Consider the following 22425-nt stretch of genomic DNA (forward strand, 5'->3'; position numbering starts at 1 on the left):
AATTCTCAAGACTTAGGCCAATGGTTTTAAAAATCTGACCATATTTCTATAGTTATGTTTTCCTACATTTTTATAGATTTAGATAGCAGTAAAAACCAATTCTAGTTGTACTGATATTTACTTCGTTATTCCTTTTGAACATAAGTGTTTTTAAAGGTTTGAAGAAAAGATCAAGACTAGTGTGGAATAAAAGAAAAGCTATTGCCTATTGGATAATAGGCGCAACTGAAATATGAACATTCTGTATTAAACGCCTAGTTTAGTTGCATATACACTAAGTAAAAGCGATATTTACAAAGATAAAGATGAGTACAATGGAGTTACCAGATTTCCTACATGATTTAACTGGAGAAGATGATTTGCCTTCCATTAAGTATGCTACTGAAATTTTCAGCATGCTTGAGGTTAAAAAAATCAAGAAGAAACAAGTCTTGCTTCATCTAGGTGAGGTGTGTGACAACATTTACTTCATCAAGTCTGGCATACTTAAAGGTTCCATCATTGATGAATATGGAGATTTACACACCACTAGATTTGTGGCAGAGAACGATGTGATGACATCCATGTATAGTTTTGTGGACCAGACACCTTCCAATATTCAAATCCAATGCGTTGAGTCTGGAGAGGTATTGTGCTTTAACCATCAAGACTTCACCTACATCAACAAACTTTATCCAGGATTGCTTCCCGCATTTCAAAAGCTCATGCTCAAAAGGTACCATAACCTACTGGATGAAAAGTCTCGTATGATTACCAACGACGCGACCACACGCTATCTAAAATTTATGGAGCGTTACAAGGATATGGAAGAGCGCCTACCACTTAAAGACATCGCTTCTTATTTGGGAATTAGACAACAATCTTTAAGTCGTCTGCGCAGTAAGCTGGATCCTGAGAGCGTAGATATGCACTAAGCATTTGCATTCATTATCTTTGCTGGCCTAAAATGAGCGCATGATTATTTCCATGACTGGATATGGTAAAGCTGTCCAGCAACTACCACAACGCAAGATTACCGTAGAGATACGCACCTTAAATAGCAAGAACCTTGATCTTAATCTAAGGATTCCCAACGCGTATCGTGAGAAGGAATTAGAGATTAGAAAAATAGCTGCCGCCCAGCTTTCCAGAGGTAAGATCGACCTTGCCCTGCACATAGAAAATACCAGCGGCAAGACGGGACAAACTTTGAATATTGATCAAATCGAGCAATACATTGATCAATTGTCTCAGATCAAAAATCTAGACTCCGATAACAAAATACAACTCGTACAGATCGCTTCCACCTTTCCAGATGTTTTCCTGACAACTCAAGAAGAAGTGGAAGATTCTGAATTTGATGTCGTTCTAAAAACAGTTCAAGAAGGTCTTGATGCGGTCAATGATTATCGCAAAAACGAAGGCGAAATCCTAAGAGAGGAATTTACCAATCGTATTGATAACATCGCACAGTTACTGGATGACGTCATCGTTGACGATAAGGAACGACTTGACGGCATACGTACCAGACTTGAAAAAGCCGTAGCTGACCTAAAAGAGAAAGTTGATGAAAATAGGTTTGAGCAGGAATTGATCTATTATCTAGAGAAATATGACATCACAGAAGAAAAAGTGAGGCTCAACAACCACCTCAACTATTTCAAGGAAACCATGCAGGCAGATACTTCTCAAGGCAAAAAATTAGCTTTTATTTCCCAAGAGATAGGTCGCGAAATTAATACCATAGGTAGTAAAGCGAATCATGCATCCATGCAGCAAAAAGTGGTTCAAATGAAAGATGAACTGGAGAAGATTAAAGAACAAATGCTTAACGTACTGTAATGGAAATACAGCCAAAATTAATCGTGTTTAGCGCACCGTCAGGAGCAGGAAAAACAACTCTAGTAAGGCATCTATTAAAACAAAAGGAACTCAACCTCGCTTTCTCTATCAGTGCTGCCTCTAGAGAACCTAGAACAGGAGAAGTTGACGGTAAGGATTACTACTTTCTTGGCTTGAAAGAGTTTAAGAACAGGATAAGAAAAGAAGAGTTCCTAGAATTTGAAGAAGTCTATAGAGATCAGTTTTATGGTACTTTGAAGTCAGAAGTAGAGCGTATTTGGGCCTTAGGTAAACACGTTATTTTTGATATTGACGTAGTAGGTGGATTGAGGCTTAAGAAAAAATTCCCAGAACGTACTTTGGCCATTTTTGTAAAGCCACCTTCTATTAATGAGCTTCAGATAAGACTCAAAAAGCGTAAGACCGAAACCCCAGAAAAAATTGCTATGCGCGTTGCAAAAGCCAGTACAGAAATGGCCACCGCACCGCAGTTTGATATCATTATTAAGAATGACGATCTTAATTTAGCCAAAGAACGCGCCATTCAAGTAGTAAAAGACTTTATCAATCAACCAGTACCTAGAGATGAAGAAGAGTAAGGTAGGACTCTATTTTGGCACGTTCAATCCTATTCACATAGGCCACTTGGCCATTGCAAATTATCTGGTGGAAAACAGCGATTTGAAGGAAATCTGGATGGTAGTCACACCTCATAATCCTTTAAAAAAGAAGAGTACCTTATTAGATGATTATCAACGGCTGCACATGGTACATCTTGCCGTAGACGATTATCTAAAAATCAAGCCCAGTCAGATAGAGTTCAATTTACCACAGCCCAATTACACGGTAAACACCTTAGCACATCTAAAGGAAAAATATCCTGATACAGATTTTGTCCTGATCATGGGTGAAGATAATTTGAAGAGCCTACCTAAGTGGAAGAATTACAAAGTGCTTCTAGAAGACTACAGCATCATTGTCTATCCTAGAATATCTGCTGGCGAGGTACCGTTGGAATTGATCGACCATCCCAGCATACAAAAAATTGATGCTCCTATCATGGAGATTTCTTCTACCATGATTAGAAATGGAATCGCCAGTGGCCAAGACCTTAGATACTTCTTGCATCAAGAAGTAAACACCTACATCACAGAGATGAACTTCTACCAGTAAAAAACCGCCCGCAACCTTTTGAAAGGTTTACAGGCGGCTTCCAACCAACCAAATCTTCAGTTTCTTAACTAGAAACTTTTATTTTTCTTTTCTTGCGCGATCTACATCCAGTAATCTAGATTTTGTAGCCACGCTACTCTTGTACTGTATAAAGTTTCTACCCTTGAATTCATAGGTAGTACCAGATGATATATGATATAATTCTATCGTTTTATCATCGATCACGTAAAGGTCGAAATAATCATTGCCTAAAAAATCATAATCGAGCGTTAAATGCTTGTTAAGTGAGCCTGGTGAGGCGTCCTCAACCCAGTATTCACCGTTGTAATCCCAAAATATACTTCCAGTCGTCATCGCATTGCGATCTTGTGAGCTCTGAAATACATCTGCATTGGTTCCAGGTCTAAATCTTAAGTAGTTTTCCTGGTCAAATTCATTGATCGCACCTGCATTGCTGGTATAGGTTTTTTCCCAGGCACCATACTCCTGCAAGAAATACTGGATGTTGTTGTAAAATAATTTATCATAGTCAAACGTACTCGTGCTGTACCCATCCAGAAAGTATCGAGTGCCACTATAGGTATCCCTAAGTTCAATGCGGTTAAAGCTGTTGACATACACATCAAATTCATGAACGCCATCAATGTCGTGATCAATAGTCAACGTATCAAAGTAAGTATCATAAACACCTACATCAATGCCTATTCCAGATCCTGCACGACCCAATCCCACAAGATTATTGTTGGCATAGAGCGTTCCATATTCAAATGTCAAGGTAAAGGCACGAGTCATGAATGGAATGTCCAGGTTACCTTGGGCACTATTCAAGTCCAGATACCATACATCATGAGAAGAAAGAACCTCGTTAAGTGTAGGTTCTACTACTGGATCGCCTATGATAAGTTCTGCATCACAACTTACAAGGGTGATGGCAAGGGCAAATCCGCCTAAGAGAGTAGTTATTGATTTCATATCGGTATCCTTTTAAAGTTCACTACAACGTTTTCGAAAATCGTGCCATTATTATATCGTATTGATTTACTGATGGTTATGAATGATTGTTTCGCTTTCGCGAAAGCGAACTCTCTCCATCGCCTCATTTAACCATTCCATAGGTTGACAAATTCTCAAAAAACAGTCCTTTCAAAAATGGTATCTTTACAAATACACACTTTTCTATGGAAAAAACACTCAAAATAGCCGTCCTAGGTGGCGGTAGCTGGGCCACAGCAATTGTAAAAATGCTTACCGAAAGTATGGATGAAGTTGGGTGGTACATGCGCAGTGTGTATGCCATCGAGCACATCAAGCGCAACGATCATAATCCCAGTTATTTAAGCAGTGTAGAATTTGATGTGGACAGGCTCAAGCTATCCAATGACATCAATGAAATAGTGGCGTATGCAGATGTGTGCATATTTGCCATTCCCAGTGCCTTTTTGCATTCAGAGCTTTCTGCGCTTACCGTTTCTTTTGAGGGTAAACGCGTCGTGTCTGCCATTAAAGGTATCGTTCCAGAAACCGGTCTTATTGTAGGTGAATATTTCAACCAGCATCACAACGTAGACATGGATGATATAGGCGTCCTAACTGGACCTTGCCATGCAGAAGAAGTGGCTCTGGAAAGACTATCGTATCTCACCGTGGCCTTTGCAGATGAGACCAAGGCAAAAGAGCTTGCCGAATATTTTGAGAACGATTACATCAATTGTAAGATAAGTGATGACATCATAGGTACTGAATATGCCGCCGTACTCAAAAATATCTATGCCATTGCCGCAGGTATTGCTCACGGATTGGGCTATGGTGATAATTTCCAGAGTGTGTTGATGTCAAACGCCATAAGAGAGATGAAGCGCTACATCAAGAAAGTGCACAAAATGAAGCGCAACATCAATGATAGCGCCTATCTAGGTGATTTGCTAGTGACAGGTTATTCTATTTTTTCCCGTAATCGATTATTCGGCAACATGCTGGGAAAAGGGTACACCGTACGCAGTGCACAATTAGAAATGAGCATGATTGCCGAAGGTTATTACGCCACTAAAAGTGCCTATGAGCTCAATCAAAAACAAGGTGCCAAAACACCTATTCTTGATGCCGTTCACGACATCTTATATGAAAACAAGAATCCAAAAAAGATCTTCAAAAAACTAGCTGAGAAGCTGGACTAAATTTTAAAATCAAAGTACATGTCAAACGTAGCCAAGGATTTTGGTATAGAAGAAGCGCTCCAACAATTGGGCGTTCAAAACACAAATAAAGGAACTTCAACAGGTAATCACCATTTTGGAAGTGGAGAAGAAATCATTTCTTCATCACCAGTAGACGGTCAGGAAATAGCAAGAGTGACCACTACGACTGCAGCCGATTTTGAGAAAGTTGTAAACGCCGCTCAAGGTGCTTTTAAAGACTGGAGAATGATGCCAGCGCCGTTGCGTGGTGAGATTGTTCGTCAGTTTGGAGAAGAGCTGCGCAGGTTGAAAGAACCACTAGGTAAATTGGTTTCCTATGAAATGGGGAAATCCTATCAAGAAGGATTAGGCGAGGTACAAGAAATGATTGACATCTGTGATTTTGCGGTAGGTCTTTCCAGACAATTGCACGGTCTCACAATGCACAGTGAGCGACCAGGTCACAGAATGTATGAGCAATATCACCCATTGGGAATCGTGGGCATTATTAGCGCTTTTAACTTCCCAGTAGCGGTTTGGGCTTGGAATACGGCACTTGCCTGGGTTTGTGGTGATGTATGTATCTGGAAGCCAAGTGAGAAAACACCGCTTTGTGGTATCGCTTGTCAAAACATTATCGCAAAAGTGCTTAAGGATAATGACCTTCCAGAAGGTATTTCTTGTCTAGTCAATGGTGATTATAAAGTAGGCGAAATGATGACTACAGATAAGCGCGTGCCTTTAATCAGTGCCACCGGTTCTACTCGTATGGGTAAAATCGTTGCGAGTAAGGTTGGTGAAAGATTAGGCAAGTCCTTACTAGAATTAGGTGGTAACAATGCCATCATCGTCACTCCAGATGCAGATATTAAAATGACGGTAATAGGTGCCGTATTTGGTGCGGTGGGAACGGCTGGCCAACGTTGTACCTCAACGCGTCGTTTGATCATTCATGAATCCATGTATGATAAAGTGAAGAATGCAGTGGTAGATGCTTATAAACAATTAAAAATTGGAAACCCACTGGATGAGAAAAACCACGTAGGACCGTTGATCGATAAAGATGCGGTTAAAGGCTATCAAAATGCCTTGACTAAAGTGGTTGAAGAAGGCGGCAAAATCATAGTAGAAGGTGGTGTTTTAGAAGGTGCTGGTTATGAAAGTGGTTGCTATGTAAAACCAGCGATCGCCGAAGCTGAGAACTCTTTTGAGATTGTTCAGCACGAGACCTTTGCTCCTGTTTTATATTTATTAAAATACAGTGGCGATGTAGGAAACGCTTTGGAACTTCAAAATGGTGTGAATCAAGGTCTATCTAGCGCCATCATGACGAATAACCTAAGAGAAGCAGAACGCTTCCTAAGCGTTGCAGGATCTGATTGTGGTATTGCAAACGTCAATATAGGAACCAGCGGTGCTGAGATAGGTGGAGCCTTTGGTGGTGAGAAAGATACCGGTGGCGGTCGTGAATCTGGTAGTGATGCTTGGAAGGTTTACATGAGACGACAAACCAACACTATTAACTACACGACAGAGCTTCCGCTCGCGCAGGGAATTAAATTTGATCTGTAAAACAGATCCCGAAAATCTCTAAATTAGCTTTTCAAATAGAATCCGTTAAAATGGAAGTTCTATTTGAAAAGCTTTTTTGTTAACCAACCATTTTCTCATGAAATTCAAAACACTCCTTTTGGCTATTTCCTTAATTGGCACGTCACTTGTCCAGGCACAAGATGCGGTACCTGTAAGCACTCAATCACCCATCTACATGTACCAAACAGTAACCGTGGTAGAATCTATTATCCCAAGTGGTCTAGGAAGATCTCGTATGATTTTTGGGACTGAACAACGCGATTATCGCGATTTCACAAGCACACGCAGCGAGGAAGATGACGAGCGCAACTCTTCTGACCGTAGTGACATACGTGTCAAGGATTTTGAAGAGACCAAACTGCTCAACTTTTTCAATATCGCTGGAATTAGATTTCAGAATATCGCGGCAAACGATGCCGTAGTGACTTCTAAAATCAATGACCTGGCCTCTCAAGGTTGGGAACTTGCCTTTGTAAACAGTGGTGTAGAAAGCTATAGTGGCGATGGAGACTCCAACGGTATCTACGTGACCCGCTATATTTTCAAGAAAATCACCAATTAAAGTCGTAGGATTAAGTATGGTTTGAAGTTCGCTTTCGCGAAAGCGAACTCATTCCATCCTCATTTCAAATTCACAACATAAGCGATGACGGCAATCAGGATCAACCCTGCCAAAACCGCCAAGAATATCTTCCAAAACGAATAAGGTCGATCGCCGTGAATCGCACCAGTCTGGCCGTTGACATAAAAATGGTAACGCTTGCCGTTGTAATTATAGGAACTGATATATAGTGGCAGTAAAATGTGCTTGAACGTTTCCTGTGTAAGATCAATGTTCATGCTGGTGATGCGCTGCTCGTCACCACCTATGTCGCGGCGTATCCAGTTTTTGGCAATTTCCTCTGCTTTGTCGGTAGCTACTAAATGGCCGTCTTTTAAAGGAATCGTATACTTTTCAGTGACGTAGCCCGCTAGGTATCGAGTATCAAAGGTTTTGAGGTCACTCAATTTCCAGCTGGCGATAGCATTGGGAATTTTTATTTTTTGATTGTTGGTCGCTTTGACCAGCGTATCGTCCACAAAACCACTCACATTTCCTGATGCATTAGACCATCTCGTACGACGTTCTTGAACCGTGCGTTTGTTCTTTCCAGACCCACGCGTCACGGTGACATAATAATAATCACCTCGCTGTCCAGAATAACTGGACGCGAGCTGTGCGTCAAAGGTCCAATAGGGAACGTACAAACCTTTAGTATACTCTGGACTTAAACTGGCGCGTTGCAGATTATTAGGTGCCCACCACAAACCATCGACCCACGTTTTGAAAATCTGGTGCGCCTTGTTTACCTTAAAGGAAAATGGCAGCACAGCTCCTGGCAGGATCCATTCCTCGGTATATTGGTCTTCTATGATCAATGGCATCGTGCAATACACGCAATGCAATGATTTGTAATTATCCTCAATGTGCTGGGTAGCGCCGCAATTATTGCATTGCAACATGGTCAATTCCATGGAGTGCGATTGTGCACCCATAGATTCCAAGTATTTCAACAGCTCTAATTCCTGAAACGGTTGGACTTCTTGATCGATTTGCTCCACATGACCGCAATAATCACAAGTGATCGTATCAGTACCAGGTTCATAGGTAAGCTCTGCGCCACAGTTGACACAGGACTTTTTTCGTTCGGAAATTGATGTGGCCTTAGGGTTCAAATAATGATGATTACTTATTCACTTGCTGTTGGGTAAGAAATATAGAGTTCAAAAAATCCCAATTCTTGATTTGGCTATAGTTTGCTGAACCTCTTTGTCGATTCCTTATTACGCTTAAGCCTTTAAAAATTCAAATGCTTTATGCTGCTTTGAAATTTCCTTCGCAAACTCTTTAATAGCAATCCATTCGCAATTAATACGTCAAAACAGGAATAGAGAGATTTAGAGTTATGGTAAAGGCGGTGGCGTGTTGCCGCCTAAGAACGTTTTCAACTCTTCAACCTCATTAAGCGGCTTCCAGGTTTCCATACCACTTTTCCAGATAAGTGTGTCTCTATTGATCGTTCTACCTGCAAAAAGGGCTCGCAGCTGTTCAAAAGGAACTGGTCCGGCCTGTGCACCATTGCTCGCATAAAAATACTGCACCGCTTGAGGCATAGGTGGCGGCCCTGCCGCCGCTTGCTGTTGTGGTGTGGCTTGTTGTCCACCCATTTGAGGATTCATCATGCCGCCCATTTGCTGCGCGAGCACAAATCCCATTCCCATTCCCATACCAGCACCAGCTGTTCCACCTTCATTTGCAGCAGCGGCTTCAATTGCTTTGGCTGTTTTGAATTTAGTTAATTTATCAAGGTCGATTTTATCGATACGGCTATATTCAAAGATCTCTTTCTTAAGATCTTCTGGCATGGAAACATTCTCTATATAGAATTTCTCCAATGAAATTCCAACGCTTAAGAATTCTGGTTGCATCACTTCCTGACAGGTTTCAGAAAGTTCTGAAGTGTTTGCGGCGTATAGTTCTATGGGTAAATTGGCCTCACCTACGGTATCTGTAAATCTAGTAGCGATAAGACTTTTGAGATGCTCATTGATCTCAAAATTGGTGAAGTTATTATCGGTTCCCACGATATCAACAATGAACTTACCAGCATCTGCAATTTTGAACGCATAGGTCCCGAACGCTCTAATCTCGACCAAACCAAATCGCTCGTCGCTAAGAGTAATCGGGTTTTTAGTACCCCATTTTTCATCTGTAAATAGATGGGTATTCGCAAAATAAACCTCTGCTTTGAATGGCGAATTAAATCCATATTTCCATCCTTTAAGCGTGGAAAGAATAGGCAAGTTTTGAGTGGTCAGGTCATAGGTTCCTGGTTTGAAAACATCGGCTAGTTGTCCTTCATTGACAAAAACAGCAGTTTGTCCTTCACGCACGATAAGCTTTGCTCCATTTTTAATCTCATTTTGATAGCGTTCAAAACGGTGGGCGATGGTATCATCTGTATAATCCAGCCACTCGACAATGTCGATAAATTCGTGACTGAGCTTTTCTTTTATCTTATCAAAGATTCCCATATTGGTTGATTTTTAAGGTTCTACACTTCAAGTTACGTTTATTAGTAGAAATTTAGAAGAAAGTGTTACGCTTTTGAGTTTACCTGTCGGCAGACAGGAACGCGTCATAGTTCAAACCCTAGTTGCGACCATCCTCGTTAGGATACAAGTCTGGCAACGGGTCGCTTTGCCATATTTCCTTAGTTTCCACGCATAATGCGGTCAAAGGTCCTGTAAACGCAGCTCCAGTATCGACATTCCAGATGTTTGCAGCATGAATGGGTTTTGTAGATTCCAATCGTGTGGTAGGCGTATGACCTATAAAAATCTCTGTGTACAATTTGAGACGGTTGGGAAATCTGGGATCGTCCTGTGAGAGATTTGGGTCTATGCACAGTGCCATTTCCCAAAGCGATCGATCCCAATAAGGCAGATTTTTATAGTACTCATGATGCGGTCCATTCAAATTATGAAAACCCGCGTGAAAATAGCCATTACCATCCAGCTCTAGGAAATCCTCCAGTTCTTCGGTCAGAAAGGCCACGTGTCTGGCAATATCTTCATCGGATCGTTTGGAATAGCTTGTAACGGTACTGCTGCCGCCATGGAATAACCACTGTTTGTTCTGTTGTCCCTTTACCAGAAAATTGAGGACGAGCTCATCATGATTTCCTCTAAGGTAGATGGGTGCAGTATGATTGTTTTTGGCACGCTTTCGCTTGAGCGATATCAACTCTTCAATGACCTCATAACTTTGTGACCAGCCGTCTACATAGTCGCCTAGGAATATAAGACGGTCGTCTGGTTGTGGATCTATTCTTTCCAATAATTGGGTCAAGGCTCTATGGCCACCGTGTATGTCTCCTATTGCTAATGTTCTCAAGAATTGTATTTTACTTTTCTCAATATACGCAAGGACTCCTTATATGCCTTGTAGGTATCTGGAAAATTTTTGAGGTGCGTGCGTGCCGCCTTCATTTTTTCTATAGGCTCGCCCACATTGTTGAAGTGGCAAATGAGCATGGTTTCTGGCAAATTGCGCAAATCGACCAAGGATTGTTCCTTGAGCTGTACATCATTGCTGATCTTATTGAGCAGTGATAAATTGGTATTATAGATATGATGCAAGGTGCGACGATCGTAATATGGCGGGTTGAATAAAATCTTACTCTCCAGTTTATAGGTGCCATTAGGGAAAAATCGCAACGTTTGACGCTCCAGTGGATGGTACGCATGGCGGTCGCCCAATCCTAATTCCACAAACTCCAGGATGCTAAAACTATCCTCGTCATAGGAGATTTGAACCTCATCCAGTGCGCTATAAAACAATCGTACCTGCTCATTGACCATCTCTATATCGACTCGATAATAGTACTCACGATCTTTTTTGCGTTTGATTTTTCCAGACCAGCAAATGACAAACTGTTCCTTGAACACTTTGTAAAAAGCTTCCAAACCATTCTCACGCCTATTCATAAAATCTTGAACTCGGTCCAGCGTGAGTTCAATATTATTGCTCGCATTTTTCTCGATTTCATTCACGATGGGTGAGTTGACATCGCTTGCCCTGATCCCAAAATCCTTAGGCATGGACATGCTGCCATCTCTAAAGAATACGGCGCCACCATAGTATTTCCAGATATTCTTGCGCAGCGCCACGACGCCCTTTTGCGCGCGTATCGTCACAAGACCTACCACTTTATCTACCGGTAAATGCGGGAAAGGCACGTTCTCATACATGACCAGTGGCGGGTTGTCCAGATAGGCGTTGATGAGATTCTGCAATTTTGAATCGTCAAAAAAGTCTACGCCTATAATCTCGTTCTTGCGGTCGTCTACGCCCACGACGATGTAACTGTTGTTTGCAGGATTTGAATTTGAGAGCGCACAAATGTGTTTGAGAAACTTAGCCTTGCCTTCTTTGGTAGACAAATCCACTCGCAATTTCTTGTCATAAAAGCTATTCTCGTCATTATGAGCGAGTAGGTTCTTAACGAGAAGTCGCTTATTGATCATGGACTTAAATATAGTTCAAGGAGATGGAAATTGATATCGCTTTCGCGAAAGCGAACTACCGCTTAACACTATGGTAACTGTAGGCAAAATATGGGCCATTAGATATGTTGCGGGATTGCTATCTTTGAACCCATGCAGATTCCAGAAGGTAAAAAAATCTATTTTTCCAGTGACAATCATCTGGGAGCACCTACACAGGAGCTGAGCAAACCGCGTGAGAAAATATTCCTGCAATGGCTGGATATGATTAAGGAAGATGCTGCCGCGATCTTTTTACTGGGCGATTTGTTCGATTTCTGGTTTGAGTACAAAACAGTGGTTCCTAAAGGACAGGTGCGTGTGTTGGGCAAGCTAGCCGAAATACGCGATAGCGGTATACCTATTTATTTTTTTGTGGGTAACCATGACTTATGGATGTTCGGGTATTTTGAAGAAGAACTGGGCATTCCCGTTTATCACGATCCACAAGTTTTTGAGTTTAACGACAAGAAGTTTTTTATAGGTCATGGCGATGGTAAAGGACCTGGCGACAAGGGTTACAAACGCATGAAAAAGATTTTTACAAGTCCTTTTTTTCAATGGTGTTTTAAGTGGATCCATCCAGATATAGGCATCAGGCTGGCGCGGCACCTTTCTGTAAAGAACAAATTGATCTCTGGCGATGATGATGCGGTTTTTTTGGGCGATGAGAAAGAATGGCTGGCGCAATACGCCAAGCGTAAAACGGAGCAAGAGCATTTTGATTATTTCATTTTTGGCCACAGGCATCTACCTATGGAGATCTCCATTTCTGAAAACGCCATATACTACAATCTAGGTGACTGGATCTCTTATTATACTTATGGTGACTTTGACGGGAAATCCTTCAGATTAAAGCGTTTTAAGGACTAAAGAGTCGGTCATCGGCCGCCATTAACATTCCTATTGTGTTTTTAGTCTGATTTATTTACTTTTAATCGATAAATCCGTTTAGGTGATAATTACGTAGATTTTATTGGCTGAAACCTTTTACCTTTAATAGGAAAACACCCCTAAAAATGGATCAATCTCTTCAATTTCAAGCTATTTGGCAAGCTCCTATTGCGATAGCGTATCTAGACACTGATCTTAATTACATCGCTTATTCTGCAAAATGGTTGAATGACTATAATTTACCTCAAGAGGATATTATTGGGAAAAATCACTATGACGTCTTTCCAGAAATAGGAGAAGAATGGAAACAACTACATCAGGATATCCTGAAAAATGGAAATACAGAATCCAGCCCAGCAGATTTATTTGTAAGATCTGATGGTAGCCTTCAATGGATCAAATGGACTGTAGGACCAACTTTTAACGAACGTGGTGAAATAAGCGGTATGGTAATGTCAACTGAGGACATTACGGAAACCATGAATGCCAAAAGTAAAGTCGATCGTGAGCATCAACTCCTTCTAGATGCGGCAGACAAGGCAAAAATAGGTACCTGGGAAATGAATCATAATACCGGTGAGCTTTACTGGTCTAGAGTCACAAAAAAGATACATGAGGTTCATAAAGATTTTGTTCCTGATGTTGCCACTGGTATTGACTTTTACAAACCTGGAGTCAATCAAGAAATAGTTTCTGACTTGTTTTCTAGATCATACAACACAGGAGAACGTTTTGAGGCAGAGTTACAGATCATCACTGCAAAAGGTCATGAGCGATGGGTGCGCAGCGTTATGAAGGCAGAAATAGTCGACGGCAAATGCATTAGACAATATGGAACTTTTGAAGACATCACCGAGAAGGTCGAGTCTGAAAAAAACTATAGACTGGCGCTACGTAAGTTTCACGATGTTTTTGAGGCATCCGGAGTTGGGATGATGGTCGTAGATCCTATTGATCTAAGCATTACTGAAGTGAACCCAAAGATTTGTGAGCTGCTCAATTATCATAGCGACCATATCAAAACTTCTTCTCTTGAAAGATTTGTTCTCAAAGCAGATTTTCCAAAATTATTCAATTCCGTCACTGATCTTTTAAATAATAAGATTGATGGTATTGAACTGGACATTCACTTGAAGAAATCTACAGGAAGGTTTGTGATTTGTTCAGTAATAGGGACATTGATCGATGACGATCAAGGTAACCCTATCGACCTAGTGATCCAAGTCATAGATATATCTGGGATCAAAAAGAAAGAAGAAGAGTTGCGAGCCTTTACCAAGTACGTAGAGCAACAAAATGAGAGGCTTCTCAATTTTGCACATATTGTCTCCCATAATTTGAGATCACATTCCAGCAATTTTGAAGTCTTGCTCAACTTGTATCATCAAGAAACAGATGTTGAGGATCAAAATAATATCATCAAACTCCTATCTTCTTCCAGTTCTCAACTGGCTGAAACCATAAGCCACCTGAACGATGTGGTTGCGGTCAACACCAAGAAGATAGAATTGAGTCCCATCTATCTTAAGGAAAACATTTTTAAGGTGATGGAAAACATATCTTCCCAGATCAAGGAATATCACATCAATGTAGATGTAGAAATAGATGATGATTTTACCGTTGCAGCATCACCGGCTTACCTGGAAAGTATTATTCTAAATTTGCTTACCAACAGCATCAAGTATAGGAAAAAAGATGTACCCAGTAGAATCACCATCAAGGCCTATAAACACAAAGGGAAATCTAGGATCATCTTTGAAGACAATGGTATAGGTATTGATATGAAGCTTAATGGACATAAGATCTTTGGAATGTATAAAACATTTCACGGGAACAAAGATGCTCGCGGTATAGGTCTTTATATGACAAAAAATCAAATAGAAGCCATGGGCGGAACGATTAGAGTCGAGAGTGAAAAAAATGTAGGTACTAAATTCAAAATCACTCTGTAGAGATGGCAATAGATTACACGTGGATCATAGACGATGACAGTATATTTACCTTTACGGTAAAAAAACTCCTGCAAATAAATAATTTGACCCATAGGATTGACACGTTTTCCAATGGTCTGGAGGCAAAGCAGCAACTGGATTTCCGCAGGGAAAATAATCTGCCTTATCCTAATATCATCTTGCTAGACATCAATATGCCTATTCTGGATGGCTGGCAGTTTATGGATGAATTCTCACAGTTTGCTGACAAAAAAGAAATTATCGTTTACTTAATCAGCTCATCTATTGATCCCAATGACCGGATCAAGGCTAAAAAGTACGAGGACATCAAAGACTTTGTGGTCAAACCAGTTACCATAAGTGCACTCTTACAATTGATTGCAAATGCAAAATCCTTAATGGATATCCCTTAACCTAAGTTGTAGACTAGTGACTTTATTCCAGGTATTCTCATCAATGGAATAAGCCATCTCAAATGTTTGATTTTCATTGATCAAACTTATTCTATCTCCTAAATTAAATCCTATCGCATTATATTTTACAGCAGAATTCTTTCCCGTAGTAATGCAGGCCTTGAGATGTTTTCCATCTGCGCCAACCGCTTTTGCATAACCAGTATCCATCACGTTATCGGTAAAAAAAACGGGCGTCATGTTACCAGGACCAAAAGGTTCCATTTGTTTTAGGATCCTGTAGAACTTAGGTGAGATCGATGTTAACGGCAGCTTCATGTCAATAGTGACCTCTTCAGTGCGATCTTGATTTTTGATGGTGGCACAAACTACTTCTTCAAATCGCTTTTTGAAACCTTCATAGTGTTCCTCCTTTATGGTCAAACCAGCCGCATATTTATGACCACCATACTGTTCAATATATTCAGAACATTGCTCTAGCGCATTGTAAACATCAAAACCTTTAACGCTACGTACACTGGCTGCCAGCTTATCGCCGCTTTTAGTAAAGACGACGGTAGGTCTGTAATAAGTTTCTATAAGTCTGGAGGCTACAATACCTATAACACCTTTGTGCCAGCTGGGATCATAAACGACCGTAGAGAAACCATTCTTCTCTTCATTGGCAATGATCTGCTCTAGCGCTGCATCAGTGATCCATTTATCGGTTTCTTTGCGATCTGTGTTGTTTTGTTCAATAGCTTTGGCGAGCGTTATTGCTGTGTCAAGATCTTCGGCAGTGAGTAATTCAACAGCAAACAAACCGTGTTTCATTCTTCCCGCGGCATTAATGCGTGGTGCAATAGTAAAAACAACATCTGTAGACGTGAGCGAGCTTTTGGTGAGCTGGGAAATGATCGCCTGAAATCCTGGTCGTGGACAGGTATTGATCACATGCAGCCCATGATAGGTTAGTATCCTATTTTCATCTACCATGGGAACGATGTCTGCGCCTATCGCGGTGGCTACTAGATCCAGATAAGGAATCAATATCTCAAAATCCCATCCTTTGACCTTTGTGATCGCTTGGCACAATTTGAACCCAACACCACAACCGCACAATTCATCAAACGGATAGTTACAATCTTCTCGCTTTGGGTCCAATACAGCTACCGCATCTGGTAATTCCTTACCTGGCCTATGGTGGTCACAGATAATAAAATCAATTCCCTTTTCTCGCGCATAGGCCACTTTATCTATCGCCTTCACGCCGCAATCCAGGGCAATGATGAGAGTAAAATTATTGTCACTAGCATAATCAATCCCTTTGTAACTAACGCCATAACCTTCATCATAACGATCTGGAATATAGGTCGATACTTGAGGATAAAAGCTCTGTAAAAAAGTGGAAATGAGCGCAACGCTAGTCGTTCCGTCGACATCATAATCTCCATATACCATGATGTTTTCACCGTTTTCTACCGCTTGCAGAATTCGATCCACCGCAAGTTGCATATCTGCCATTAAGAATGGATCATGCAATTCTTTAAGAGATGGTCTGAAGAAGGATTTCGCTTTCGCGAAAGCGTCTATACCACGCTGCACCAGCAAACCCGCCAGCACCGGATCAATATTGAGATCTTGGGCTAGTTGTTCCTGTTTTTCAGGATCTGGTGGTGGTTTGAGTGTCCAGCGCAAAATGGTGTTTTAAGACATCAAAGATAAGTTCATTTATCAACTGGTCTGAATATCTGCCTTCTTATCCTTCAGTTCCACTCGCGTTCTGGGGAAACTCTCTGGATAGTTCTTTTGAATGAACTCAATCATCTTTTCACGCACAAATACCCGTAAATCCCAGGCTGTAGGAGAGTTTTTAGCGCTTACAAGAATTCTGGATTCAATAGAAAATTCTTTGGAGTCTGTCACCTGTAATACATTCACCTCGCCGTCCCATAAGTCGGTTGACTGCAATACTCTGGTGAGCTCTGCACGCAGCTCTGCAAAAGGAACGCTATAGTCTGTGTATAAAAAAACCGTGCCTATGATGTCTGCGCTATTTTTAGTCCAGTTCTGGAATGGCTTTTCCAAAAAGTAGCTAGATGGCAACACCAGCCTTCTCTTATCCCATATTCTAACGACAACATAGGTAAGGTTGATCTCTTCAATCCAACCCCATTCACCTTCTACCACGACAGCATCACCTAGTCTAAACGGTTGGGTGATGGCAATCTGTATGCCTGCGAGCAAGGCTCCTACCATTTTCTGGGCAGATAGACCTATGATGATCCCAGCCACACCAGCAGATGCAAAAAGGCCTATTCCTATTTCCTTTATATTTTCAAAAGAAAGTAATATGAGACCAGTCGCTATGAGAAAGGTTATGAAAATGAGGATCTTTTCAAGGATACCAACTTGGGTGTGAATCTTTCTGGCTCTAAGGTTGTTTTCCTCTTGAATATCAAATCTTTTGAGGAATTTGCTTTTGATCTTGCGCAGGACGAATACAAATAGGAATGCTAAGCCGAGAATGATAAAGTTTCGGCTTTGATTGGCAAATCTCACGAAGTCCAATTCCGTCAAGGAATTCATCCATGATAGGATAGGTCGCCATAATGTACCTACTACCAAAAAGAATACACCTAAGAATAAAGCCAACCTATTTCTCATAATCGCAATTTAATTGCATAAAGGTAAACGTGAAAAAATGAATCAAAGAATTTCTCTAACTTTCCAGATCATCCTATTGAAATATGCCATTAGTAACTCCATTACCACCAGATCACGATCCAGAAACTAAAGAACTTGCTGCGTTTTTTAATGAGACTTTGGGCTTTTGCCCTAACTCAGTATTGACCATGCAACGTAGACCAGCGATCTCAAAAGCATTCATAAACCTCAACAAGGCCGTTATGGCAAATGAAGGTCGCGTTAGCAGCGCCTTGAAGCGAATGATCGCTTGGGTTTCCAGTAATGCTACAGGTTGCCGCTATTGTCAGGCACACGCCATTCGAGCAGCAGAACGTTACGGCGCAGAGCAGGAACAGCTTGATAATATCTGGGAATATAGAACACATCCCGCATTTTCTGCGGCGGAAAGAGCAGCACTAGATTTTTCTCTTGCAGCGAGTCAAATTCCCAATGCCGTTGATGCTAATATAAAGAAGAACTTGCATGAATATTGGGACGATGGCGAGATCGTAGAAATGTTGGGCGTCATCTCACTCTTTGGTTACCTCAACCGGTGGAACGATAGCATGGCGACCACGCTAGAAGGTGATGCCATTGATAGTGGCAAGCAATTTTTAGGAAAACACGGGTTTGAGGTAGGAAAGCATCAGTGATTATTTTTTGGCAAGCACGATACGTTGGGTAGTACCATTTTGATCAAATTCGATCACAAAATTATTACCATCTTGAAAGCCGAGGCCTGTAAAAGATTCCGCAGTGATAAGGTAAACCCCAGCAGCAGATTTACGTCCAGAACCCACTACTTCTCCATTCTTGAATAATTGGAAGGTATCCTTTGAATTGTCGAATTTGATCGATAAGCCGGTGATGGTTTTATCTTCATAGTCCATTTTGATGGCTTCGGGAAGCGCGCTAGATGCTTCCTTTAGATTGTCTGGTGTAGTCTTCGATTTTTCCTCAGCAGTAACATCTACCGTTTTATTTTCTTTTGGCTTAGTTTCCTTCGCCTTATTGAGTTGTTGCTCTTCTTGAATGGTAAGTAGTCTGGTAGGTGCGATATATTGATCATCACCTGTATATTGATAATTCAGATCTTCAAACGACTTAAAGGATTCACGAACAGTGGAAAAATAATCCTTACGGAAATCCTTTGTATTGCTGCGAGCGGATGGTGTAGTGAATAACACCTCTCCATCGCAGTTTACTAATTCTGCATACAATTCCGTTGACAACCAGCCAGATTTGTACACATTTAGCTTTAAAGAATTGCATAAGCCGCGATTCAAGTCGGCAGGTAAAATTTCAGAGTTACGATAGGCATTGAACCCATACTTTTTTAATTCAAAAACCATCAACTCATTTAAGCGGTACTCGTTTGCCTCATTTTGAAACTCATACTGATTATCGACCACCACGTATTTGTAATCATTAATGGATTGTGCGCCAGCATAAAAAAAGCAGGAAAACAAGAGGACAGCTATCAGTTTCTTCATGTCAAAAATCTATTTATAATAAGAGTAAGGTAAAGATAATGGATTGCTTATCATGCGATGAACACCATCGTGCAAAAGCATACTCAATCTTTGTGCCGTTTGACTAACTTTATACCTTTGCATTGCTTCAACGCCAGATCAACAAATTCACGCCATGACAAAATTAGAATTACTCAAAAAACACTTTGGGTACGACAGCTTTAGACCTCTTCAAGAAAAGATCATCGACAACGTTCTTGACGGCAATGACCTGATGGTGGTCATGCCTACGGGTGGCGGTAAGTCCATGTGTTTCCAGCTGCCTTCACTCATTCTACCCGGTATTACGCTGGTGATTTCACCACTTATTGCATTAATGAAGGATCAGGTAGATGCGCTTAATGCAAATGGCATTGCGGCTGGATTTTTCAATAGTTCACAGGAGACAGCAGACCAAGATGAGGTCATTAAAAAACTGCAAAGCAATCAGCTACAACTGCTATACGTGGCTCCAGAAAGTATCTCGCTGTTGCAAAATCATTTAAACGAAGTCAAAGTCTCACTTATCGCTGTGGATGAGGCACACTGTATCTCGACATGGGGACATGATTTTAGGCCTGCCTATACGCAACTTTCCTACCTTAAGAAATCCTTTCCAGAAGCCAGTCTCATTGCACTCACCGCAACCGCTGACCGTGCCACTCGAGCCGATATAAAAAGGCAACTGGCTATCGATAACGCAAGAGAGTTTGTCGCCTCGTTTGACAGGCCCAATATCATGCTGGAAGTGCGTCCCGGCAACAACCGCATGACGCAAATCTTTAGGTTTTTGAACCATCATAAGGAAAACTCTGGGATCATTTATTGTTTGAGCCGCAAGAGCTGCGAGAATATTGCAGCAAAGTTGAAGGGACAAGGATTCTCTGCCGCTGCCTACCATGCTGGATTGGAAAACCGCTTTCGCGAAAGCGTACAAGAACAATTCATAAAGGACGAGATCAAGATTGTGGTAGCGACGATCGCCTTTGGGATGGGAATCGATAAGTCCAATGTACGTTTTGTCATCCATTACAACATGCCTAAAAACGTCGAAGGCTACTATCAAGAAATAGGACGCGCTGGTCGTGACGGTCTTGACTCGCAAGCTTTGCTGTTTCACAGCTATGCAGACGTGATCCAGCTGCGCAAGTTTGCAGAAGGTAGCGGGAATAGCGAGGTGCAGATCGCAAAACTGGAACGAATGAAACAATTTGCCGAGGCGCTCACCTGCCGCAGGCGCATGTTGTTGTCCTATTTCAATGAGTTTCTGGAACAAGATTGTGGCAACTGTGATGTGTGCCTCAACAAGCCAGACTTTATGGATGGTACACGACAGGCACAAATGGCTTTGAGTGCCGTGTATCGCATGGATCAAAGAGCTACTCTTAATTTGCTGGTAGATGTATTGCGAGGTGCCAATAATGCTGGAGTCATGGAAAGTGGCTTTGATAAAATCAAGACCTATGGTGCAGGAAAAGAAACCTCATGGAACGACTGGCAACAGTACATCATTCAATTGATCAATCAGGGATTACTGGAGATTGCGTTTCATGAAAACAACCATTTAAAACTTACTCCTGAATCTGAAAAGGTTTTGTTTGAGGACAAGCCCGTTAGACTAGCCGTAATCCCTAAACCAGAGCAGCGTGCTGCCGCAGCGCAATTGCAAGAATTACCCGAAGAGGTTCACAAGGAGTTGTTCAAAGAATTAAAAGAATTGCGTTTAAGCCTTGCGAAGGAAGAAAATCTGGCGCCATACATGGTTTTTAGTGACGCAACCCTTAAGGATATGGCAGCCCGATTACCACTAGATGATAACGAGTTTGCAGATATTACTGGAGTTGGTGTCCATAAACATGATAAATACGGTCAACAATTTTTAAAAGTGGTAGAACAACACAAAGAATCTAGACCATCCAGCTTTATCTATCGTGCGGCAACTAAAAAGAAAAAGAAGAAACGCTCTAATATCAGCGGATTATCTGATACAGTGATGGAGAGCGTAGAAGCTTTCTGGGCTGGAAAATCCATTGAAGAAATTGCAGAGGAACGTTCCCTAAAAGCAGATACCATTCTATCACATCTAGGTAAACGTTATGCTTCGCACCGTGATGTGGAAGTGGACCCATTACTGGATGGTGTTGACCTAGAAAAGCTGGAAAACATGCTGCCCAACTTCAAAAAGGACCGTTCCATGAAACCGGTGTTTGACTATTTTGATGGTAAAATAGGTTATGGAAAACTGCACCTGGGAATGGCCGTTGTTGAAACTAGAACCATGGAACCACAACGATGATAGATCCATTAGAGAATAGCTTTTTTGGTATTGGGATAGAAAATGGAAAGACGCCAGAAAATCTAGGTGTACTGTGGCGCAGTGCTCAGAATTTTGGAGCGAGTTTTATTTTCACGATTGGGAATCGTTATGCAAAACAAGCCAGCGACACTCATAATGCGGTCAATGCCATTCCCTATTTTCACTACAAAACATTTGACGAGTTTTATAAGCACCTTCCTAAAGGTGCCATGCTCATAGGTGTTGAGCTGGCAGAACAAGCAACCCGATTGGAAGAATTTCACCATCCACGTAATGCGGTGTATTTGCTAGGTGCAGAAGATCACGGATTGAGCAAAAAAGCGGTTGAAAAGTCACACCATCTCATCAAGTTTGAGACGCCTAAAAGTCTCAATGTTTCTGTGGCTGGCAGCATCGTGATGTATGACCGAAGTGTCAAAGGAACAACCATTTACATCGATGGCACACCTAAATTACCATCATAAAAGCCCATCAATACTGGAAAAAGTAAATAATTTAAGTTATTAACAATTTGGTTCAAAGAATCTTATTATGTTTGTGGCTTAATTATTACAATTTTTTATAATGAAACAAGGTACCGTAAAATTTTTCAATGAGTCAAAAGGCTTCGGCTTTATCGTTGAAGATGGAACAAATCAAGACTGCTTCGTGCACGTAACTGGACTAATCGATGAGGTTAGAGAAGGTGACAAAGTGGAATACGAAGAAAAAGAAGGAAAAAAAGGGATGAATGCTGTTAACGTTAGAGTTATCCAGTAATACATATTTATATTTCTTACATCTAAAAGCCCGTTCGTTGAACGGGCTTTTTTTATGCTTTGA

General features: G+C 41.2%; 22 protein-coding genes. 14 read left to right on the forward strand and 8 right to left on the reverse strand.

The features are described from left to right. Window positions 1-305: 305 nt before the first annotated feature. From AAU57_RS01600 to nadD, 4 genes are read left to right on the forward strand one after another with little or no spacing between them, the layout of a single operon-like run. Window positions 306-914, forward strand: coding sequence for a Crp/Fnr family transcriptional regulator (locus tag AAU57_RS01600; protein WP_231717748.1), 609 nt, complete (start codon window positions 306-308; stop codon window positions 912-914). A gap of 40 nt (window positions 915-954) precedes the next feature. Beyond that, a complete protein-coding gene (locus AAU57_RS01605) occupies window positions 955-1821 on the forward strand; it encodes a YicC/YloC family endoribonuclease (protein WP_055411255.1) in 867 nt (288 codons plus the stop codon). After that, window positions 1821-2420, forward strand: coding sequence for a guanylate kinase (gmk, locus tag AAU57_RS01610; protein ID WP_055411256.1), 600 nt, complete (start codon window positions 1821-1823; stop codon window positions 2418-2420). Before AAU57_RS01605 ends, gmk begins: the two co-directional genes overlap by 1 nt. Continuing rightward, the gene (gene nadD / locus AAU57_RS01615) at window positions 2407-2994 is read left to right on the forward strand and encodes a nicotinate (nicotinamide) nucleotide adenylyltransferase (protein WP_055411257.1); all 588 of its coding nucleotides are present in this window, start codon (window positions 2407-2409) and stop codon (window positions 2992-2994) included. The genes gmk and nadD overlap by 14 nt, the downstream gene beginning before the upstream one ends. 78 nt (window positions 2995-3072) lie before the next feature. Here nadD and AAU57_RS01620 read toward each other — a convergent pair whose 3' ends face one another. After that, entirely contained in the window at window positions 3073-3966 is an 894-nt protein-coding gene (locus tag AAU57_RS01620) for a hypothetical protein (protein ID WP_055411258.1), read from the reverse strand. A 206-nt stretch (window positions 3967-4172) separates the two neighbouring features. On the opposite strand from AAU57_RS01620, the gene AAU57_RS01625 reads away from it, so the two are divergent. The 3 genes from AAU57_RS01625 to AAU57_RS01635 all read left to right on the forward strand — a co-directional run bounded on the left by AAU57_RS01625 (window position 4173) and on the right by AAU57_RS01635 (window position 7323). After that, entirely contained in the window at window positions 4173-5168 is a 996-nt protein-coding gene (locus tag AAU57_RS01625) for an NAD(P)H-dependent glycerol-3-phosphate dehydrogenase (protein ID WP_055411259.1), read from the forward strand. Window positions 5169-5186: 18 nt separating this feature from the next. Beyond that, a complete protein-coding gene (locus tag AAU57_RS01630; protein WP_055411260.1) occupies window positions 5187-6740 on the forward strand; it encodes an aldehyde dehydrogenase family protein in 1554 nt (517 codons plus the stop codon). Between the two features lie 97 nt (window positions 6741-6837). Next, entirely contained in the window at window positions 6838-7323 is a 486-nt protein-coding gene (locus AAU57_RS01635; RefSeq protein ID WP_231717749.1) for a hypothetical protein, read from the forward strand. Between the two features lie 59 nt (window positions 7324-7382). Here the strand turns inward: AAU57_RS01635 and AAU57_RS01640 are convergent, their stop codons facing one another. From AAU57_RS01640 to AAU57_RS01655, 4 genes are all read right to left on the reverse strand, one after another. After that, window positions 7383-8477 (reverse strand): hypothetical protein, encoded by a 1095-nt coding sequence (locus tag AAU57_RS01640; protein ID WP_055411261.1) that lies wholly within the window; start codon window positions 8475-8477, stop codon window positions 7383-7385. Window positions 8478-8705: 228 nt separating this feature from the next. Then, window positions 8706-9836, reverse strand: coding sequence for an SPFH domain-containing protein (locus AAU57_RS01645; RefSeq protein ID WP_055411262.1), 1131 nt, complete (start codon window positions 9834-9836; stop codon window positions 8706-8708). Between the two features lie 118 nt (window positions 9837-9954). Continuing rightward, complete coding sequence (locus AAU57_RS01650) at window positions 9955-10698, reverse strand: metallophosphoesterase family protein (protein WP_055411263.1); 744 nt, start codon at window positions 10696-10698, stop codon at window positions 9955-9957. Continuing rightward, window positions 10695-11831 carry an ATP-binding protein gene (locus AAU57_RS01655; RefSeq protein ID WP_055411264.1) on the reverse strand — a complete coding sequence of 379 codons (1137 nt, stop codon included), beginning with the start codon at window positions 11829-11831 and terminating at the stop codon, window positions 10695-10697. Before AAU57_RS01655 ends, AAU57_RS01650 begins: the two co-directional genes overlap by 4 nt. Before the next feature lie 132 nt (window positions 11832-11963). Here AAU57_RS01655 and AAU57_RS01660 point away from each other — a divergent pair, with 132 nt between their 5' ends. From AAU57_RS01660 to AAU57_RS01670, 3 genes are all read left to right on the forward strand, one after another. After that, window positions 11964-12722, forward strand: a complete 759-nt coding sequence (locus tag AAU57_RS01660) for a UDP-2,3-diacylglucosamine diphosphatase (RefSeq protein WP_055411265.1) — start codon at window positions 11964-11966, stop codon at window positions 12720-12722. A gap of 146 nt (window positions 12723-12868) precedes the next feature. Then, window positions 12869-14695, forward strand: a complete 1827-nt coding sequence (locus tag AAU57_RS01665; protein ID WP_055411266.1) for a PAS domain-containing sensor histidine kinase — start codon at window positions 12869-12871, stop codon at window positions 14693-14695. Between the two features lie 2 nt (window positions 14696-14697). After that, window positions 14698-15108 carry a two-component system response regulator gene (locus AAU57_RS01670; RefSeq protein ID WP_055411267.1) on the forward strand — a complete coding sequence of 137 codons (411 nt, stop codon included), beginning with the start codon at window positions 14698-14700 and terminating at the stop codon, window positions 15106-15108. On the opposite strand, the gene recJ is transcribed toward AAU57_RS01670, so the two are convergent. Further along, window positions 15091-16785 (reverse strand): single-stranded-DNA-specific exonuclease RecJ, encoded by a 1695-nt coding sequence (recJ, locus tag AAU57_RS01675; protein WP_055411268.1) that lies wholly within the window; start codon window positions 16783-16785, stop codon window positions 15091-15093. The genes AAU57_RS01670 and recJ overlap by 18 nt on opposite strands. 36 nt (window positions 16786-16821) lie before the next feature. Beyond that, window positions 16822-17754, reverse strand: a complete 933-nt coding sequence (locus AAU57_RS01680) for a mechanosensitive ion channel family protein (protein ID WP_055411269.1) — start codon at window positions 17752-17754, stop codon at window positions 16822-16824. Between the two features lie 83 nt (window positions 17755-17837). Here AAU57_RS01680 and AAU57_RS01685 point away from each other — a divergent pair, with 83 nt between their 5' ends. Next, on the forward strand, window positions 17838-18428 hold the full coding sequence (locus AAU57_RS01685) for a carboxymuconolactone decarboxylase family protein (RefSeq protein ID WP_055411270.1): 591 nt from the start codon (window positions 17838-17840) through the stop codon (window positions 18426-18428). Here AAU57_RS01685 and AAU57_RS01690 read toward each other — a convergent pair whose 3' ends face one another. After that, window positions 18429-19268 (reverse strand): hypothetical protein, encoded by an 840-nt coding sequence (locus AAU57_RS01690; RefSeq protein ID WP_055411271.1) that lies wholly within the window; start codon window positions 19266-19268, stop codon window positions 18429-18431. 154 nt (window positions 19269-19422) lie between these two features. Between AAU57_RS01690 and recQ the strand changes: the two genes are divergently transcribed. From recQ to AAU57_RS01705, 3 genes are all read left to right on the forward strand, one after another. Further along, window positions 19423-21582 (forward strand): DNA helicase RecQ, encoded by a 2160-nt coding sequence (gene recQ, locus AAU57_RS01695; protein WP_055411272.1) that lies wholly within the window; start codon window positions 19423-19425, stop codon window positions 21580-21582. After that, window positions 21579-22067, forward strand: coding sequence for an RNA methyltransferase (locus AAU57_RS01700; RefSeq protein WP_055411273.1), 489 nt, complete (start codon window positions 21579-21581; stop codon window positions 22065-22067). Before recQ ends, AAU57_RS01700 begins: the two co-directional genes overlap by 4 nt. Window positions 22068-22167: 100 nt before the next feature. Continuing rightward, window positions 22168-22362 carry a cold-shock protein gene (locus tag AAU57_RS01705; protein ID WP_055411274.1) on the forward strand — a complete coding sequence of 65 codons (195 nt, stop codon included), beginning with the start codon at window positions 22168-22170 and terminating at the stop codon, window positions 22360-22362. Window positions 22363-22425 lie beyond the last annotated feature (63 nt).

It is taken from the genome of Nonlabens sp. YIK11 (genome assembly GCF_001413925.1).
GTDB lineage: Bacteria > Bacteroidota > Bacteroidia > Flavobacteriales > Flavobacteriaceae > Nonlabens.